The sequence below is a fragment of the Bartonella sp. B1099 genome (assembly GCF_944801835.1).
Lineage (GTDB): Bacteria > Pseudomonadota > Alphaproteobacteria > Rhizobiales > Rhizobiaceae > Bartonella.
This window is the reverse complement of record NZ_CALYLN010000001.1, coordinates 1014024-1034087: the sequence shown is the minus strand read 5'-3', so window position 1 is coordinate 1034087 and position 20064 is coordinate 1014024. Positions and strand designations below refer to the sequence as shown.

Below are 20064 nucleotides of genomic sequence, written 5' to 3'. Positions count from 1 at the left end.
ATGCCCCCTTGGGGGCAGAGCGAGTCTAAAGGTTTAGAATGCTATGAGTTTAAGCTAGCTGGACTTTGAGCAGATGGTTTATCGCTCATGGTAAATCATTTTGTTTTACGATTCAAAAAGAGGATAGTGATGGTCTCATTGGCGTAGGTGTGCAAGTGCCTTGTGTGGGGTTTGGCATGGGCGTTATGGACTTGCCCGTTGTCCAGCTCATGATGATCAATTGCCTAGTTTATCCATTACCAATGGAAATGATGGGCGTCTCTTACTCACTTGTTATGCTGGCTGCTCTTTTAGAGAGATCATACAAGCGCTCAGAAGAATTGGCTTGCTGGGGAAACAAGCTTATGATCACACGCTTTCTTTCTCAAAACAGTTTTGTACTGATCTCAAGCGAGCAAAAAAGAAAGCAGAAAGAGCAAAAGCAATTTGGCAACAAAGTCAACCGATCAAAAATACTTTAGCAGAAACCTATTTACGCATGCGGGGGATTACGTGTGAATTGCCTGCTGATTTACGCTTTCACGACAAATGTCCGCACCCATTAGGAATGACACTGCCCGCGTTGGTGGCTCTTGTTAAGGGGGCTGGTTCCTTTGCCATTCATAGAACCTTTTTACAAGCCAATGGCTGCAAAACAGATCAGAAACCAGCAAAAGCCATGTTAGGATCTGTCATGGGCGGTGCTGTGCGTTTAAGTCAAGCCAATCCAAAACATCTGGTTATTTGTGAAGGCATTGAAACGGGTCTGTCTCTGCTGTCTGGTTTATTATCAGAACCCGTGAATTTATGGGCGTCTCTTTCCACCAGTGGCATGATGCGTGTGAATTTACCCCCGATAAAAGGGCGTCTGACAATTGCAATGGATGGGGATGATGCGGGTCGTAAAGCAGGTTTTACCCTAGAAAATCGTGCTTATAGGCAAGGCTTTGAGGTCTTTATCATGCAAGCTCCAAAAGGAATAGACTTTAATAATGTATTACTTTCTAGAGAGAGGAAAATATGAAAGAAAGTGATGTAAAATACGATAATCAAAATGTTTTGGTCAATGATAACGATAATGCCTCTTTAAACGATAATACTTGTTTAAAAGCCATTCCTTATGAACAAGCCTTGCAACAAAATGGTTGGGGGGAATTACAGTCTATTGATAAGGCTCTCTTACCCGTTGAACCTTTTAATCCATTACAGCTCCCAATGCCATTCATGGACTATATTTATGACGTTTCAGAGCGTCAACAGGCTCCAATAGATTTTATTGCTGTCTCTGCTTTATGTGGTTTGGCTGCTGTCATTGGTAATGGCGTACGGATTGCTCCAAAACAACATGATGATTGGACAATTGTTCCTAATCTTTGGGGAGCTCTTATTGGACAACCTTCAACCATGAAAACACCTACCTTGAAACCGCTTTAGCTCCAATCACGTGCCTTCAAAAACAATGGTATAAAGAGTGGTTAAAGCAGAAAGAAAGACTAGAGAGTTTAGACAAGAGAGAAAAGGAAAGAGAAGCCAATAAAGCGCTTAAAAAAGGAGAGTGTGAAACAGCCCGTGCTCTCTTGTTTGAAACGCTCTCTAAAGACAGTGCTCATGATGATGATGTCTCGCGTTTTATTGTCAATGATGTGACCGTCGAAAAGCTTGGGGAATTGTTAAAAGAAAACCCCCGTGGTCTCTTAATGGTCCGTGATGAATTATCTGGGTTTTTAGCCAATTTGGAGAGAAAGGAATATCAAACAGACCGTTCTTTCTATTTAACAGCTTTTAATGGAGATGATCAATTTACCTATGACCGTATAGAGCGTGGAACCATTTTTATCCCCCATGTAACTTTATCAATGATTGGAGGCATTCAACCTTCACGAATTATTCCCATTATTCAAGCCATGCACCGTGGAATAAACGATGACGGTTTATTGCAACGGTTTCAAATGCTGGTGTGGCCCGATGAGACAAAAGATTGGCAATTGGTTGATAAACCTCCCAATCAAGAGGGTTGGCAAAAGTATGAAGGGGTGTTTCGTTCTTTTCGTGATAAACGACTAGGTTCTCCAGAACACCCGCTGATCATGCGTTTTATGCCAAAAGCACAAGAGAAATTTTATGAATGGCTAGAAAATCTTCATAGAGAGGCAAAAGGTGGTCATTTCTCAAAAAGCTTACAATCGCATGTTTTAAAAATGCCTAAGACTATAGCAAGCCTTGCGTTGATTTTTGAACTTCTTGATAGTGGTCGTTTTGAAATTGGACTCTATGCCATCACAACAGCATTGTGTTGGGAAAAATATCTGATAAGTCACGCAAAACGTCTTTACGCGGCGCATGATACATTAACAACGTTGAACGCTGTGATTATTTACCCGATGGTTTTACTTCACGTGATGTTTATAAACGTAATTGGAAATGTTTAAAGGACAATGGAACCGTTAAGCAAGCTTTAGAGCTTTTATGCTGTTGTAACTATATTCGTGAAATCTCTGGAGACAATAACTCTCAAGGCGGTCGACCTACCATACGCTATGAATGGCATCCTTTAATAAAAAGTCATAAAACAACACAATAGGCAATCTGGATATCTTATAAAACATTAAACCCTATAACCTTGTATTATCGAAGAGAGCCTTCAAAGCATTCCGCATCTATTGGTTTTGGGGGTGGGTGGGTGTTCTTTTTACACCCCCTCTATATATTTTTTAAATCAAAAATAAAAGTTATTATATTTCAATATGTTAATGTTTTAAATAAACAACCTATATTAAACACAACACGTAAATACAATCTTTAATAATATATTTAAGAGGGTTTTGTAGGGGTTTAGGGGGTTTTAAACACCGTCAAAACCTATCTATTAAAGTGTCTCATAAAACGTTTCAAAATAATCATTATGATATTTTAAAAGAACGTATTGCATCTGTCTTGATTAACACATCAAATGAATAGCAAATTTCACTATTTTTCTGATCTGATCTCTCTCATAGACTGTTGATAAGTATCCTTTTAAAAACTCTTTTGAAAAAATTATCGGCTTTTTAGCAGTTTTTCCCCATTTTTATCGATATTTGTTTTAAACGCATTTAATTGAATTCGTTTTGATTCTTTTGATGGTTATTGATCATCTTATAAGGCAAGGGATTTTTATTGTAATATGCTGCAATCTGTTAAGTCTGATAATAAACACGTCACGCTACGTTCTCTGTTGGAATATTATCGTCAACAAGCAACTTCAAATGCTAAAAAGGGAAAAATTTTTGAAGATTTTATTAGCAAATATCTTATGCATGACCCTATCCATTATGGACGCTATGAAAAGGTTGAAAGCTATTTTGAATGGGCTAAAGAGCGTGAGGATTGGAATAAAAATGATATCGGCATTGATCTGGTTGCAAAACTTCGCAATCAAGAAGGCTATGTGGCTATTCAATGTAAGTTTTATAAAGCAGACCATCAGATCAGTAAAAAGGATATTGATAGCTTTATCGCAGCCTCTGGAAAAGACATCTTTAAATATCGCCTTCTCGTTGATAGCACTGAAAGTGAATTAAGTGACAATGTGAATGCCATGATTAAAGGACAAGCGATACCCGTTTATCGCATTGACCTTCGTCATATGGAAAACAGTCGTATAGATTGGCAAATATTTGCAACAAAACAAAAAGTTGTTCTGAAAGTTACAAAAGAACCTCGTCCCCATCAGAAAGAAGCCATCAAGAAAGTCTGTGAAGGTTTAAAAGAAGCAGACCGTGGCAAGCTAATTATGGCATGTGGAACAGGCAAAACGTTCACAAGCCTTAAGATAGCAGAGACCATAGCGGGAAAAGGCAAGCGTGTGTTGTTTTTGGTGCCTTCTCTTGCTTTAGTCTCACAAACAATCCGTGAATGGACACTGGACACACAAATTCCCTTGCGTTCCTTTGCGGTGTGTTCGGATACAAAAGTAGGAAAGCGTCGTAAAAACCAAGATGACATGGTTGGCATGGAAACATCAGATCTTGTTCTTCCTGCTACAACAGATGCAAAAGCCCTTGCCAAAGAAGCTTGTGAAAACTTCGCAGAGGCAATGACGGTCATCTTTTCAACCTATCATTCCATTCAAGTGATTTCCGATGCGCAAAAGGAATATGATTTACCCGAATTTGATCTAATCATTTGTGATGAAGCACACCGTACGACTGGTGTTGTATTAGGAACAGACAAGCATGAATCTGAATTTATCAAGGTTCATGATAACAGCATCATTCAAGGTAAAAAACGTCTATACATGACAGCAACCCCTAAGATCTTTACTGACAAGCTGAAAAAGAAGGCTGACGTATCCGATGCCGTTCTGGCGTCCATGGATGATGAAGCGCTCTATGGGAAAAATCTTTACACTTATACTTTTTCAAAAGCTCTACAAGATAAACTTTTAGCACCCTATAAAGTTATCGTCTTAGCTGTTGATGAAGCAATTATCAACGCAACAATTCAGAAACGTCTTAAAGATAAAAATTCCGAACTTATTCTTGATGATACAACCAAAATCATTGGCTGCTACAAAGCACTGGCTCAAATAGAAAAGAAGGAAGACGATGGCATAAAACCTATGCGTCGTTCTCTGGCTTTTTGTAAAGATATCAATACATCTGAACGCGTTAGTGAGATTTTCAATGATGCTATTGATGAATATCATAAATTTGTTCCTGAAAGTAAGACATCTCTTATCTTTGATGTTAAGCACATTGATGGGACTTTTAATGGTAAAGAGCGTAACAAATTACTTGATTGGCTTAAAGAAGATACAGATGAAAATAACTGCCGTGTGCTCACCAATGTGCGTTGTCTTTCAGAAGGGATTGATGTGCCCGCTCTTGATGCGGTTATGTTTTTACACCCGCGTAAAAGTCATGTAGATGTGATACAAGCGGTGGGGCGTGTGATGCGTCGCGCAGAAGGTAAAACAACAGGCTATATCATTTTACCCGTTGGTATTCCCTTCAATATTCCACCACAACAGGCTTTAGAAAACAATAAAAAGTATGATGTCATCTGGCAAGTTCTCAATGCTTTGCGTGCTCATGATGACAACTTCAAAAACAAAATGAAAGCCTTAGAGCTAGACCAAGATGTTCGTCATCTGTTTGAGATTGTAGGGGTAACTTTTGACCCTGCTTTACAAGCAATGACCGCAGTTGTTGACGAACTATCCTTCCATGCAAAGTCTGAAAGTGCTGGGCTCCATATTGGTTCAGTAGCGAATGAAAACCCTCATAGGTATGAAGTACAAGAAGAATTCTATTTTTATATTGATGAATTATCGCGTGCTATTAAGCCAATCATTGTCAGAAAATGTGGGGAGGCTAATCAATGGGGAAACTGGGCGGGTAATGTTGCGGCAATTGCACAAAATCATATTATCCGTCTTAAAAGCATACTCGCTGATAAAAAGAGTGAAGCTTATCGTGCTTTTCATGTTTTTCACAAGGAATTAAAGAACGGTTTAAATGACAGTATCGAGCAAGAAGATGCACTTGAGATGTTGGCGCAACATCTTGTGACGCGTCCTATTTTTGAATCCTTGTTTGATGGAAATGAGTTTGTGAGTAAAAACGCCATCTCGCAAGCTATGGAAAAGATCTTAGCTGAACTTGATAAGATGAATATCAAAGACGAAGCCAAAGATCTTGATAAATTTTATCAAAGTGTAAAGGAGGATACAGAAGGTATTATTGAAACGCGCGCAAAACAGAATCTTATTATCAGACTTTATGAAGATTTTTTTACCAAGGCATTCAAAAAGACAACAGATAAACTTGGAATTGTTTATACCCCCATTGAAATAGTCGATTTTATCTTACATTCCGTCAATGATGTTTTAGAGCAAGAGTTTGGACAAAGCTTAAGTTCTCGAGGCGTCTCTATTCTAGACCCTTTTACTGGAACTGGGACCTTTATTACACGACTTTTACAATCCAATCTCATAAAACCAGAGGATATGGAATATAAGTTCCGAAATGAAATCAAAGCCAACGAAATTGTTCTCTTAGCTTATTACATAGCTGCCATTAATATTGAATCGACCTATCATAGTCTTATGAAAGGAGATTATATACCCTTTGAAGGGATTTGTTTAACTGATACGTTTCTGATGCTGGAGGAGAAAGATTTCTTCACACGCTATATGTTTGAGAATTCAGAGCGGTGTAAAAAACAGCAGGAAGCCGATATCCAAGTTATTGTTGGCAACCCTCCTTATTCAGTAGGGCAAAAAAATGCCAATGATAATAATCCGAATGTATCTTATGATACACTTAATGATAACATTCGAGATACATATGCTGCTCAATCTAAATCAATGAATATGCGAGCACTTTACGATAGCTACATTCGTGCCATTCGTTGGGCAAGTAATCGCTTAAGTCAAAAAGGAGGTATGTAGCTTATGTCTCTGGGAATGGATGGATAGATAAAACATTTGCTGATGGTATGCGAAGATGCTTACAAAATGAGTATTCTGCTATTTATATCATTAATCTTCGTGGTGATATTCGAAAAAATATGAAATCAAAAGATATAGCAAAAGAAGGAGAAAACGTCTTTAAATCTGGTTGCATGAATGGTATAGCTATAACTCTTTTTGTACGCAATCCATATGAGAAACAGCCATGTAAGATTTACTATCATGATATTGGTAATAATCTTTCTACCAAAGAAAAATTAGAAAGATTACGTACATTGAGAAGTGTAAAAGAGATAGTGCAATCTAAAAAATTTATTCCGATTAGCCCTAATGAAAAATATGATTGGATCAAGAAAAGAAATGCGGATTTTGATCAATTTATTTCAATGGGAAATAAAAATATTTTAGCAGATGCTAAATTTTTTGAGATAATGTCACCTGGTGTATTATCAAATCGAGATGCTTGGGTTTACAATTTCTCATATGAAAAATTAGATAAATCCATTCAAAAAAACAATTGATTTTTTAATATACAGAGGAGTCTCGTTGTTGAAAAGTCTTATGTACCTATGGAAAAAATTATTGATTATGATGCTACAAAAATTAGTTGGTCAAGAAGCCTTCGTTCTAAATTAAAGCAAAGAATAGATGCAAAATTTGAACCAAATCTAAAAGCTCTCGTTCTTTATCGCCCGTTTATAACAATGTGGCATTATACATCGCCATTTTTTAATGAAGTACTAGGACAAACACATAAATTTTTTAATCCAGATATTTCACATAATCTTGGTATTTGTGTTTCAGGTAGTGGTAGTAACTCAAGTTTCTCTTGTCTCATGACTAATAAACCCATTACCTATGATACATTAGAAAAAACAAGATGTTATCCGCTTATATTTCATTGTGAAGATAAGAAACATCATGACCATAGCTTATTTACTACAGGTGCAAAAAAGAAAGTTCGTGATGGCATTACAGATGCGGGGTTAGCCCATTTTAAAGCTGCTTATCCTAATGAGAATATAACAAAAGAAGATATTTTTTATTACATTTACGGTCTTTTGCATTCGGAAGATTATCGTACTCGCTATGCTCATAATTTATGCAAAGAATTGCCTCGTATCCCTTGTGTAAAGAGTGCTGATGATTTTTGGAAATTTGTTACAGCAGGGCGTGAATTGGGTCATTTGCACGTAAATTATGAAACTGTAGAACCTTATCCAGTAACCTTTAAGAAAGGCAATCCAAAACAAACTGATATCTCTAATCCAGAAAAATTTTACTACGTTACAGAAATGAAATTCTTTAGCAAAAATAAGGTAAAAGATAAATCTATCGTTTTTTACAATAGTAATATCACTATGACAGGTATCCCTCTTGAAGCTTATGAGTATATCGTTAATGGCAAGCCCGCTCTTGAATGGGTTATGGGGCGTCAATGTGTAAAGACTGATAAAAAGAGTGGTATTGTGAATGATGCCAATCGCTATGCTGTCGAGACCGTTGGAAACCCTGCCTACCCTCTAGAATTGTTTCAAAGGGTTATTACTGTAAGTTTAGAGACAATGAAAATCGTTAAGAACCTACCAAAATTAGAAATTAGAGAAACTGAATAGACTTATAAGACCTTATAATCATAAGGGGTATAGAGTCTTATAATCATAATCTATACCTCTTTTGTAAGTTTATTAGATACAATCTTAAAAGGAGTGTTTATATGCGTTCTTCTAAAAAAAGAACATTTGCACTTTTAAACACTCTTATTTGGATTGCCTTTAAGAGGTTATACCGTAATCTCAAATGATAGCTTTATGCTTTTTAAAAGCTTTGTTTAAAAAGAGTTTTGTATATTCATTTTGCTATAGGTTTTGAAGGTTTCTCAAACCCTCAAAATACCTTCAAAAATATACTATTGATTGTATTTATGAGTTATATCTTAATAATGGTTGCATCATTAAAATGCTAACACATTGAAATATAATAACTTTTATTTTTGATTAAAAAATATATATAAAGGGGGGGCTAAAAAGAACTGACAAGACTGACAGCACTGACAAAAGTCTATTAAAAGGGATTTTGCTCATTTCTATAATTAGCAATCTCTCTTTAGATGCTTTCATAAAAGCAATAAATCACAATTATCATTTCTCTTATGAAAATGGAAAATAATGCGGTGGCTATAAAAACATAGCAGCTATAGAGAAAGCGTAAAAACTGTAGCTTTGAATAAAGCAAAAATGCAAATGAAAATGTTATTATAAAGACAGTTCCTATAAAAGGCTGTCAAGTTTCAAATGTGTTATAAAAGAAATTAACAGAAATATTAAAAACCATTTAGTAAAAAACATGATAGGTTATAAAGTTAAAAATACGCATGATGAGAGCGTTTATAAATATTATAAATGTATAGATTCAAAAAATAACGCAATCGTTTAAGAAAGCCCATAATATAGCTTTAAAATCACATAATACAAAAGAAGCAATTCATAAGCATATGATAAATATTTACACACAATGCATTTAAAAAAATCATAAAAAATATCAAAAAAAGATAAAATATTATTTGACAATAAATACGTATTTTGCTATATAAATACTCAAGTGATTGAAAAACACTTTAAACAGTAAGCGGATAGGTTACGAAACAACCTTTCCAAAGTCTTTAAAATAGTGACTATCTTTTATGCTGTGATTGGCATATAACGATTTTGTCGGGTGTGCTTACACCATATAATACCCTTATGGGAAAAGTGTAAGCAACGGACTTACTGCCGTGTTTTTCAACACCCGACGCCTCTATAGAAGGTGTCAATTGAAAAACGTATAATCAGTAAGGTTTTGACTATGAAAACTATATCAAAAAACACCCCCGTTATTTCTAACATTGCTAATAAAACTGTACCTGCTAATAAACAAGAGCCTGCAAAAAAATACGAATTTATTGATGATTGTGAATATATAGATGGTCATTTCTTAAAGCGAATTAGAGCTTTAAGAGATTTTGATGATGTCAAGGCTGGCGATCTAGGTGGCTATATTGAAAATGAAAGCAACTTATCACACTATGGCAATTGCTGGGTTTATGATGAGGCTCTTGTTTATGGCAATGCTGAGGTTTATGGCAAGGCTGTAATCACTCGATATGCAAAAATTTATGACCATGCTTGTGTCTATGACAGTGCTCATGTCGCAGGGAATGTTTATGGCAAAGCTCATGTGAGTGGTTGCGCCCGTGTTTATAGCAATTCCCATATTTATAATCATGCGCGCGTTTCTCATGATGCTTTTGTTTATGATCATGCAAGGATCTATGGTCATTCAAAGGTTTCTGGGTCTGCTTGTATTTACAGCAGTGCAAAAATTTATGGACAAGCTGCTATCAAAGGCTTTGCAAAGATTTATGGCAAGGTCTATGGCAATGCGAAAATCTCTGGTTATGTCAAGGTTTGGGGTCGTGCCTATGGAAGAGCAAAAATAGATACACAAAGTAAAATAAAATTGGTTCCTGATAATTATGAGGTCTATAAAAGCGATGAGGTTGTAAAGATTGAGAAATAAAACAAATAATAGTATGTGAGTGCCTTCTTTATGGCTATAAATGCATTATAAGCATTGTTTAAAACGTATCATAAAAGAGAGAATTCAAAAAGAAAGCCGTGCCATTAATATGACGCGGCTTTCTAATTTTGATTCTAATGATTAAAATTAATCACTCGCAATGGAGTAATGATGCCTATATACAAAACGTATCATATTGCAAGCGCTCTATTGTCGTTATGAAAACTTATCAAAAGGAACGTAAAGGATAGGTATAATCTTGATAGCATTCATTTGAATGAAAGAAAATATAAACGCTTTTATGGCTATCAAACGTATCAATAAAATGCCCTTTTCTTTAAAGAGATTCATTTGAAATAAAGCACATAATCACAATGCTTCTTTAAAACGTTTTAATATACTACTAAGCTCAAAATTGAGTTGAGTGAATTCAAATAACTGACATTCTAAAATAAAAACCTATCAAACAAATCAAAACGCTTTCATAAAATATAAGGCTTTTAAAATTGGCTCTGCTGTGAAATCTAGATCTTTAAATGAAACGTTCTGAAAAGCAAATGATAACTAAATTATAGCTGTTATAAAAAGAGGTTTTCAACGTTTCTTATAAAGATCTCATTTTATGTTTCAAACGTTTAAACGTTCACTTAAAGAGGTTCTCATAAGCATCTTTTCATTTTGCACTCAATTAACCAATCCAATTTTGGAGGCGTTAACTTTAGAATAGAGCATTTTTTGAACAGCATTGTTTTTTCTAAAAATTAAGTAAAATCCCATGCCTTTATGATGTTACAATGGTTTTGAATTTTGTTTGCTTATCTTTGTTTCAATAGGTGCCTCCAAATTTGGGGTGAGTGCTTTTAAACGATAACTTTTAAAACGTTTTTTATTACCATGTCTAAGGTATATAGTATTTCTACTTCTATGGCATTATGCGCCTCCATTTTTTTATGGAAGCGAATATAGTTCCGTTTTTCAAGACAACCATGCACTATATTCATTAAAAGGTTTTTGCATCATAAGACATACATTGTGAATTTCATACTTGTTGTGATGATAGTGTCTGTATAAATATCTACCTATCGTTTTCTAAATTTTTAGAAAGCGTTTTAAAAACGATTTTGTCTTTAAATCCTTTTATGCGCCCTTATGAGTTAAAACCTATAAGCTTATAAAAGTTTTAAGCAATTACTCTCTGTAGGATGATCTAATGTTGCTATAACATCTTTAGATTTTATGCTTCTCAATTTTGAAAACCATAATCTTATGTTTGATAATGCGATTAACAATCCAATCTTTAAAATAAACTGTGATCTTTAAACGTATGTTATCGATAATTTCAAATGATTAAATTTTTAACAATGCGATTTTGAATGATAAAAACGTATCATAAAATTTATGAACTGTTATGAATGATAACTGCTTTTCATTTTATTTGAATGACACATGCGTTATAATATTTACATCATGATTTGCTTTTTATGCTCTATTCATACATGGCAATCTTTTATAAAAAAATGGTCAAATTAAACACGTATAAAAGTGTGGATTCTTAAGTGGATTCATATAAAATAATTGCAAACAACATATTGACTTTATTCTGTTTTTTGATATGATGCTGCATCATCTGTAGTAAAACTAATAAAAAACTCGTTAAAGAAAGTTTTGGCGATGCATTTAGAGAGGCTTGTTATACAGCAGGCATAAAAAAATCAGCACATGGTTTAAGAAAATTAGCAGTAACACGCGCAGCTAATTGTGGTGCAACAGTATCACAACTGAAAGCACTCTTTGGTTGGACAAATGATGCTATGGCATCTCTTTACACAAAGAGCGCAGATCGTAAAAGATTAGCTCTTGAAGCTATAAAAAAGCTCCAAAAAAGTTAGGGATAGAGGCAAAAAAACGTTATAAAATCAAGATTCACCTATTCCCTTATATTAGACATAACTATTTTATTTTACTTGCTTTTTATATACCACTCATGAGCGCCGCCGTGCCATGGACTTGCATGCCTTAAGAAAGATTTCTTAAAAAAGCACGTGAATGAGAAATTCCAATATATTCTCCGTTTAGGGAGGATATTTTACATAAAGGGTGTAACTCTGCTAAAGAAAAGCGTAAGGCGATGCGTAATTTGCATTCCTTAACACATATTACTTTAGGTCCTTTTGAAAGGCGTAAAGTAATATGAATGATCGTCAGAATGAGAATGTTTTTTACATTGATGCCTTCATATTCTCCCCCTCTTAGGCTGTATAGCAGTTTCAGAGATTTAAATCTTCCAGCCTACTGTAATTCTTAATCTCTCTTCAAAATTGCTTTTATTGCCTCAACTTTAAATCAAAGAGCACTTATGTTATAATTATTATCTAAAAAGATGAGAGAAAAAAGGACAAAATGCCTACATTATCGGCATTTTGTCCTCTTGCATCCATAATTCACCTCTATTAAAAGCCAACTTTTAAAGTTAGCTATGGGCAAAAATATCAACTTCCGACCATCCTAAAAGGTCAAGCTTAGCTCTCATAGGCAAAAATTGAAAGCACGCCTTGGCAACACTTTCTCGCTCTTCGCGTCTTAAACGTTCTTCAAATATAACCTTCAAACGATGCAAATATAACACATCCGACGCAGCATATTCAATTTGTGCCTGTGATAACGTTTCTGCGGCCCAATCCGATGATTGTTGCTGTTTAGAAATATTTACATTCAGCATTTCATTACAAATTTCTTTCAAGCCATGACGATCCGTATAGGTACGCGTGAGTTTTGAAGCAATCTTTGTACAAAAAACAGCCTCTGGCATAACACCAAATGTATGCGCTAAAATAGCAAGATCAAAACGCCCAAAATGGAATATTTTGGTGACGGCGTTATCTTTAAGAAGCTTGACCAAATTAGGAGCACTCTTTTGTCCTTTAGCAATTTGTATAATATCCGCAGTCCCATCTCCAGGAGAAATCTGAACAACACACAAACGATCACGATGTGGTTGTAATCCTAAAGTCTCAGTGTCAATCGCAACGGCATCAGTTTTATAATTGTCTAAGTTTGGCAAATCACCTTGATGAACGCGAATCTCAGCCATTCACCCTCCTCTTTGCTAAAGCGGTAAGAATGCGCGCCCAAGACCTTTGCCCCTTATGAAACGATTTTAGATTATACTTTTCATTAGGCGAATGAATACGGTCATCAGCCAATCCAAAACCAACCAAAAGAGTTTCCATACCAAGAATTGACCGAAAATCAGCAACAATTGGAATCGACCCCCCCATGGCTGTCAAGACAGCAGGAACTTCCCACTCTTCTGATAAAGCATCCTTTGCCTCCTTGATAAAAGATGAATCATCAGACAGTTGAAGTGCTGGAGAAGAACCATGATTCTTAAATTCAACCGTACAATCAGTAGGAATTGAGCTACGGACATAATCACGAAACGCTTGGCGTATTTTCTCTGGATCTTGCTTATGAACTAGACGACACGATACTTTTGCACTCGCTTGAGACGCAATAACCGTTTTCATTCCTTCCCCTTCATAGCCCCCACTAATACCATTAAATTCCATGGTAGGACGTGCCCATACAAGCTCTAAAATGCTCCGTCCTTTTTCACCTGATGGAACGGAAAGACCGATAGGACCAAGCAAATTTTCAGCAGTACAATGAAGCGCATTCCATGATTGTAAAATATGTGGAGGTGTTTCTTCTACGCCATCATAAAAACCAGGAAGCGTCACCTTATTATTTTCATCGTGAAGTCCTGCCAATATTTTAGCTAAAATACGAATGGGATTAGCGGCTACGCCCCCAAAATAACCAGAATGCAAATCACGATTTGCTGCTGTGATAATAATCTCTTCCGCCATAATTCCTCGAAGAGAAAGAGCAATAGAGGGTGTATCCGCATCCCACATCGACGTATCACAAACCAATGCATAATCTGCCTTAAGTTCATCTTTATTTGCTTTTAAAAAAGGAATAAGAGAAGGAGAGGCACATTCTTCCTCACCTTCACATAAAATAGTCACTTTAACAGGAAGCTGTCCTGTTTCTTGCTTATAGGCACGACATGCTTCAATAAATGTCATCAACTGACCTTTATCATCAGAAGCACCACGGGCACAAATAACTTTCTCTCCATCTCTCTCTTTTAAAGAAGGTGTAAATGGATCATCCTCCCATAAACTCAATGGATCAACAGGTTGAACATCATAATGTCCGTAAAACAATACATGTAAACAATCCTCTGAAGGTCCTGGATGATGCCCAACAACCATTGGATGACCCGGTGTATCACGTCGTGAAGCCTCAAAACCAATGCTTTTTAAATCCTCTACTAACCAATCAGCTGCTTGACGACATGCGTCCTTATAAGCCGAGTCTGTAGAGATCGATTGAAAACGTAAAAGAGAAAAAAGGCGTTCAAGGCTCTTTTCTATATTTCCATCAAGATGTGTTAGTACTTTATTCAGCATAAAAAAAACCTCTCAAGCCTCATATATTCGTATAATGTAAGAACCTGACTTTAAGCCTCTTGTAGGATTTTGCAAGACATCTTATTCATTTTTGACACTGTGAGCAGTAAAAACTTGAACGTCCAGCCTGTAAAATACGTAATATAGGCGTTCCACATTCCAAACATTCCTTACCTTCTCGCCCATAAACTGAAAAGGCATGTTGAAAATAACCAAGGGAACCATCTATATGCATATAATCACGTAAAGAAGAACCACCAGATAAAATCGCTTCAGAAATTACATTGCGTATATTCTGTGCTAAAGAATCTGCAAGTTCACCTGCATATACCGTTTTTGACGCTAATGTAAATGCACCACGCTGTGGAGACAAACGACTCCGCCAAAGTGCCTCGCAAACATAAATATTTCCAAGTCCCGCAACAATAGACTGATCAAGTAAAACACCCTTGAGAGACATTTTTTTATTAACAAAAGCCTTTTGTAAATAACGACCAGAAAATGCATGACTCATAGGTTCAAGCCCTAGCTTATTTAAAAGCGGGTGTTTATAAAGCTTGTCCGTATCAACTAACAGCATAAACCCAAAGCGACGCACATCATTATAAATAAGATGATAAACTTCACCATTCCTTGTCTGAATATCCATGATAAAATGATCATGCTTAACCAATTTACTGGTCGTTGAAAAAGCTTTTCTTAAAAGATCATTCTCTATACGCCATGAACCAGACATTCCTAAATGGCTTAAAATCGTTTCATCCTGAGAAAGATGAAATAATAAATATTTCGCACGCCGACCAAGTTCTAAAATTTTTCTACCAATAAGCCGTTCAGAAAAAGCCTCAGGAAAAGGAAAACGCAAATCTCTACGATTAAGTTTGACAGATACTATCTTTGCATCAGTGACAACAGACTTAAGTCCACGACGAACCGTCTCTACTTCAGGAAGCTCAGGCATCAGTCCTCTTTAATAATTACGCACTCTCCAAGCGTATCCACTGATCAATTGAACTCTTCCCCACACTTAAAGAACAAAAATTTTCATCCCATCTGCTCTGTAAACAACCGTGATTCTTGTCGAGTGAACTCTATTTGGCTTCATACTCATGTAACTCACTTAACAAAAGGTTTTACACGATCAAGCTTTGTCTTGAATATTCACCCACGTACTCTAGAAATACTTGCCCTGTCAAGGAGACTTGTCGACCTCAAATGTTGTGTTTTACTTTTACAGCATAACAGAATTAAGCCCATTCTCCCTTACGAAAGATAGGAACTCTTACACCATCCTGCGTAAGACCATCTATGTCAATTTCACCAGAGCCAATCATCCAATCAATATGAATAACACTTTTATTACCACCACGTGCTGCAATCTCTTCTGATGTCAATGATGCCCCATCTAAAAAGCATTTGGAATAACACTGCCCTAAAGCAATATGACAGGCTGCATTTTCATCAAATAAGGTATTATAAAAAAGGAGCTCACTCTTAGAAATTGGTGAAGAATGAGGGACAAGAGCAACTTCACCCAATCGGCTTGCACCTTCATCATTTTGCAAAACTTGCTGAAAAACTGCCTCGCCTGTTGATGCTCTGGCCTCAACAATGCGCCCTGCTTCAAAACGTACTTCAATATTATCAATCAATGTTCCTTGATAGGAAAGAGGCTTTGTTGAGCGCACAAAACCTTCAACCCTATGAGCATGAGGAGTCGTGAAAACTTCTTCTGTCGGAATGTTAGGATTGCAAATAACACCATTTTTTGCAACGGATGCACCCCCATGCCATTCATGACCATCTGCTAAACCAACGGTTAAATCAGTCCCTGGTCCTGTAAAATGCAAAGCAGAAAAACGCTGATCATTAAGCCAAGATGACCGTTTCTTCAAATTTGCATTATGGACAGTCCATGCATGCACCGGATCTTCTCCTGTAACACGTGAAGCAGAAAAAATAGCATCAGCTAACTTTTTAATTGCCTCATTAAGCGGCAAAGAAGGAAAAATCGCCTCAGCCCATCCCGCTGTTGGATAAGCAACAATCGACCAATTCATAGCAAAATTCGATATTTGCTTGAGTGCCGGCTGATAAGCCATTGAAGTGGCTTTATTTAATCGCGCAATCTTATCAAAATCTTGATTGGAAAGGAGTAAAGGATTATCACCAACAATCGCTAAACGTGCGGCCCCATTTTCAAAAGCCTTCGCCATTCCCTCATAGAGCCAAGAAGGAGCACAATCAAAACTAGCTGTATGGGCATTTTCAAAACGCGTAAGCGATAACATATCATCACTAAAAATTGGTGTAATGACACCAGCACCAACCTTATAAGCATGATATGCAATACGCCGAACAAAAGGTAATGCTGAAACTGGAGCCGTCAAAACAAGATCCTGCCCCTCTTGTAAATTTAACCCCACTTTTACCGTAACTTCTGCAAGACGATTAAGCATTTCAAGCGAAATTGTCTCATGAATATCAAAATACATTACCTATACCCTTCTTTAAGTAAAATGCGTTCTTTAACGCCACCATATTCTAAATTGCTTTTCCAGATCCTTTCAATTTACTTTCTCTACATCTATTTATACATAGCACATTACTAAAGAGTTCACTGAATTCATAAACCGCAATGGGATGTAAAACTCTTCTTCGGTAGCACAAAAACTTACCAGTTTCTGTGTCGTTTTTCTAACATTGCAACAATTGCATTTAACTGATCTGATGAAGGCAACGCCATAATTGTTTTATTTTCCTCTTTCCTCGCTAGATGTTTAGGCGCATAGGTTGGAATGGGAACTTTATCAAGCTGTACCATAGCAAAAGATGTAGGTTGTACAGTCTTGGACTGAGCTACTTCTGTTGAAGGAGATGCACTTTTCTCTGCTTTGACTCCCTTACTTTCTAAACCTTCATCGATAAAGCTTGGTGCATAACCAGAACGCTCCTGAGCAAAGGCATAAGCAACATCATAAGGGCGATTATCCGTAGGAATTTGAAGTGATCCATCACGGGATCGCTTTTCATAAAAAGCATTCCCCCCTGCAACATGAACATAGTGCATGTTTTTATAAGGAAAAGACAAACCAGCGGTATGAAAAAACTTAGCGTGTTTAACCTTCTTATCTCGTTCACCCCGTAAAACTGCATCAGCAGCTTCTCTTACACGAGCAACAGATGTTTTCTCCGTCATGGGGCGCGTTAAAACACCAGGCGCAAACTGCTTATATTGACCAACAACACCACAAATCGTCTTAGGATAAGCGCTTGAATTAACACGATTCATAACAACCGTCCCAACGGCAATCATCCCTTCACGGCTCGAACGATTTGACTCAAAATACATCGCACGCATAAGGCATTGGCGCTCTGTCAATGGATACGTAACTGTTTGTGTTTTCTTATTATTTACTTTTTCAGCATCTAAATGATTTACAGCACACCCCACAACAACTAACGGCGCTACGCAACAGGTAACAAAAACATTCCAACGATTTTTTTTCATCTTAGGCAACACATTCCTATAATCTTTGAGCCATTCAAATTTTGAAATGAGCTTTAAATGTATCTCTCAATAAAGTATACAGCTAATTGTTACCACTCAGTAAAATTTTAATACAAATGGTAATCAAAAACTATCTATGCGAAATAAAAAATAAAATACTCTTAAATTTATAGATCAATATTGTCGCTTCTCATGGAACAATATAAGCCTCTAACACCCCACACATTTCAATCACAATAAAATAATATGATCACTCATTCTACATACGAAAAAACTGGGATATTAAAACTCTTTGCGTCAATATTGAAAAAATAATATAGATACCCCTTATAATATAGATCTTAACAAAATGATCAGAAAGAAAATCCCCCTCCGGCCATAATTCAAGTGATGGTATCATCCAATATATAAAAATGTCAAATTAAGAGTTAATAATCTGCCATGTTAGCCTAAAAAACTCTTTGGTGCTTCTGTATGCTTTTTCATCATATGGTTACTATATCCTTATTGATGTTCTTTCTAAAGCTTCTGTATTGTAAGAAAATGCTCAATGTATCTACAAGCAACTTTTAATCTCTTTTCTTCTCACCTACGCCAACTTTATAGGTAAGGTCATCGCGAGGACGATCAGAAGACATATGATACCCCGTTATGATATAATGCAACATTTCAGCGATATTGGTAACATGATCACCAATTCGTTCAATATTCTTTAAACAAAACAGCAAGTGCGTACAAACCGTAATATTGCGCATATCTTCCATCATATATGTCAAAAGTTCACGAAAAAGAGAAGTATACAAAGCATCAATCTTCTCATCGCGCTCACGCACAGCGTCAACACGCTCTAATCGACGACTCGTATAAGCATCTAAGACTTCTTTTAATTGATTGAGCGCTAAGGCTGTAATTGTTTCAAGCCCATGATAAAAGGAGGCGGATTGACGTATTTCTGAAAGGGCAACAGTCCTCTTAGCAATGTTTTTGGCCATATCTCCAATCCGCTCAAGATCAGAAGAAATACGAATGGCTCCAATAATTTCACGCAAATCTACAGCCATTGGTTGACGCTTGCAAATAATAGCGACCGCTTTTTCATCAATATCACGTTCTGCTTCATCTAAAAACACATCATCGGCAATCACTACCGTTGCAAGTTGAAGATCACTACAGACAACCGATGAAACAGAACGTTCAATCATTCTTTCCGCATGGCGCCCCATTTCTGTAATCCTTGCTTTTAGATATTTTAGTTCTGCATCATAAGAACGAACAGTATGGTTCATAGACATATCTTATACTCCTCAATTCACCTATCCAAAACGCCCCGTAATATAATCTTGCGTCCGTTGTTCTTTTGGTGAAGTGAAGATCATTTCAGTTGCACCAACTTCAACTAAATGCCCTAAATGAAACATGGCCGTATATTGAGAAACACGTGCCGCCTGTTGCATGGAATGTGTTACGATAACAATTGTGTAATTTTGCCGTAACGCATCGATAAGTTCTTCAATCCGAGCCGTCGCAATGGGGTCAAGAGCTGAGCAAGGCTCATCCATCAAAATAACTTCGGGACTAACTGCAATGGCACGCGCAATACACAAACGCTGTTGTTGTCCTCCCGATAAACTTGTTCCAAGATCATGAAGACGGTCTTTTACTTCTTCAAACAAACCAGCCTGCATCAAACTCTTTTCAACCACATCATGCAATTCAGAACGCGTTTTCACCAAACCATGAATGCGCGGACCATAGGCAACATTTTCAAATATAGACTTTGGAAAAGGACTAGGCTTTTGAAAAACCATTCCAACACGGGCCCGTAATTCTACAACATCAATTCTCTGGTCATAAATATTCTCCCCATCTAAAGTGATAAGACCCGTTATTTTAGCCCCTTCAATCGTATCATTCATACGGTTAAAACAACGCAAAAAAGTCGATTTTCCACATCCTGAGGGACCAATCAAAGCAGTGACTTGATGTTCAGGAATATCAAGAGTAATACCATGAAGTGCTTCCTTGTCTCCATAAGAAACCTTCACATCCTGACCACGCATTTTAATCTTCATAACAAAAACTCA

9 protein-coding genes and 3 pseudogenes are annotated in these 20064 nt (G+C 36.6%); 5 read left to right on the top strand and 7 right to left on the bottom strand.

The annotated features are described in order from the left end of the window. The first annotated feature begins 160 nt into the window (after positions 1 to 160). The 5 genes and pseudogenes from NNJ73_RS04230 to NNJ73_RS04210 all read left to right on the top strand — a co-directional run. Positions 161 to 1003 carry a toprim domain-containing protein gene (locus NNJ73_RS04230; RefSeq protein ID WP_254492856.1) on the top strand — a complete coding sequence of 281 codons (843 nt, stop codon included), beginning with the start codon at positions 161 to 163 and terminating at the stop codon, positions 1001 to 1003. After that, positions 1000 to 2560: pseudogene (locus NNJ73_RS04225) on the top strand (YfjI family protein). Before NNJ73_RS04230 ends, NNJ73_RS04225 begins: the two are co-directional and overlap by 4 nt. Before the next feature lie 582 nt (positions 2561 to 3142). After that, positions 3143 to 8049, top strand: a pseudogene (locus NNJ73_RS04220) (DEAD/DEAH box helicase). A gap of 1228 nt (positions 8050 to 9277) precedes the next feature. Next, entirely contained in the window at positions 9278 to 9991 is a 714-nt protein-coding gene (locus NNJ73_RS04215) for a hypothetical protein (protein WP_254492855.1), read from the top strand. 1625 nt (positions 9992 to 11616) lie between these two features. After that, positions 11617 to 11880: pseudogene (locus tag NNJ73_RS04210) on the top strand (tyrosine-type recombinase/integrase); the annotation flags it as partial. 581 nt (positions 11881 to 12461) lie between these two features. Here the strand turns inward: NNJ73_RS04210 and NNJ73_RS04205 are convergent. The 7 genes from NNJ73_RS04205 to pstB all read right to left on the bottom strand — a co-directional run bounded on the left by NNJ73_RS04205 (position 12462) and on the right by pstB (position 20052). Beyond that, positions 12462 to 13082 (bottom strand): ribonuclease D, encoded by a 621-nt coding sequence (locus tag NNJ73_RS04205; RefSeq protein WP_254492854.1) that lies wholly within the window; start codon positions 13080 to 13082, stop codon positions 12462 to 12464. Then, positions 13075 to 14469: a M20/M25/M40 family metallo-hydrolase gene (locus tag NNJ73_RS04200; RefSeq protein ID WP_254492853.1), complete on the bottom strand. Its 1395-nt coding sequence runs from the start codon at positions 14467 to 14469 to the stop codon at positions 13075 to 13077. The genes NNJ73_RS04205 and NNJ73_RS04200 overlap by 8 nt, the downstream gene beginning before the upstream one ends. An 85-nt stretch (positions 14470 to 14554) precedes the next feature. Continuing rightward, on the bottom strand, positions 14555 to 15430 hold the full coding sequence (gene mutM, locus NNJ73_RS04195) for a bifunctional DNA-formamidopyrimidine glycosylase/DNA-(apurinic or apyrimidinic site) lyase (RefSeq protein WP_254492852.1): 876 nt from the start codon (positions 15428 to 15430) through the stop codon (positions 14555 to 14557). A gap of 286 nt (positions 15431 to 15716) precedes the next feature. Then, entirely contained in the window at positions 15717 to 16964 is a 1248-nt protein-coding gene (locus NNJ73_RS04190; protein WP_254492851.1) for an aminopeptidase, read from the bottom strand. A gap of 179 nt (positions 16965 to 17143) precedes the next feature. Then, the gene (locus NNJ73_RS04185; RefSeq protein WP_254492850.1) at positions 17144 to 17980 is read right to left on the bottom strand and encodes a cell wall hydrolase; all 837 of its coding nucleotides are present in this window, start codon (positions 17978 to 17980) and stop codon (positions 17144 to 17146) included. A 569-nt stretch (positions 17981 to 18549) separates the two neighbouring features. Beyond that, positions 18550 to 19272: a phosphate signaling complex protein PhoU gene (gene phoU, locus NNJ73_RS04180; RefSeq protein WP_254492849.1), complete on the bottom strand. Its 723-nt coding sequence runs from the start codon at positions 19270 to 19272 to the stop codon at positions 18550 to 18552. 21 nt (positions 19273 to 19293) lie between these two features. Beyond that, positions 19294 to 20052, bottom strand: a complete 759-nt coding sequence (gene pstB, locus NNJ73_RS04175) for a phosphate ABC transporter ATP-binding protein PstB (protein WP_254492848.1) — start codon at positions 20050 to 20052, stop codon at positions 19294 to 19296. Between the last annotated feature and the right edge of the window lie 12 nt (positions 20053 to 20064).

Excerpts from the sequence above, each read along its gene's own strand:
- NNJ73_RS04215 (WP_254492855.1), top strand. The coding sequence starts at position 9,278 with ATGAAAACTATATCAAAAAACACCCCCGTTATTTCTAACATTGCTAAT.
- NNJ73_RS04205 (WP_254492854.1), bottom strand. The coding sequence starts at position 13,082 with ATGGCTGAGATTCGCGTTCATCAAGGTGATTTGCCAAACTTAGACAAT.
- NNJ73_RS04200 (WP_254492853.1), bottom strand. The coding sequence starts at position 14,469 with ATGCTGAATAAAGTACTAACACATCTTGATGGAAATATAGAAAAGAGC.
- mutM (WP_254492852.1), bottom strand. The coding sequence starts at position 15,430 with ATGCCTGAGCTTCCTGAAGTAGAGACGGTTCGTCGTGGACTTAAGTCT.
- NNJ73_RS04190 (WP_254492851.1), bottom strand. The coding sequence starts at position 16,964 with ATGTATTTTGATATTCATGAGACAATTTCGCTTGAAATGCTTAATCGT.
- NNJ73_RS04185 (WP_254492850.1), bottom strand. The coding sequence starts at position 17,980 with ATGAAAAAAAATCGTTGGAATGTTTTTGTTACCTGTTGCGTAGCGCCG.
- phoU (WP_254492849.1), bottom strand. The coding sequence starts at position 19,272 with ATGTCTATGAACCATACTGTTCGTTCTTATGATGCAGAACTAAAATAT.
- pstB (WP_254492848.1), bottom strand. The coding sequence starts at position 20,052 with ATGAAGATTAAAATGCGTGGTCAGGATGTGAAGGTTTCTTATGGAGAC.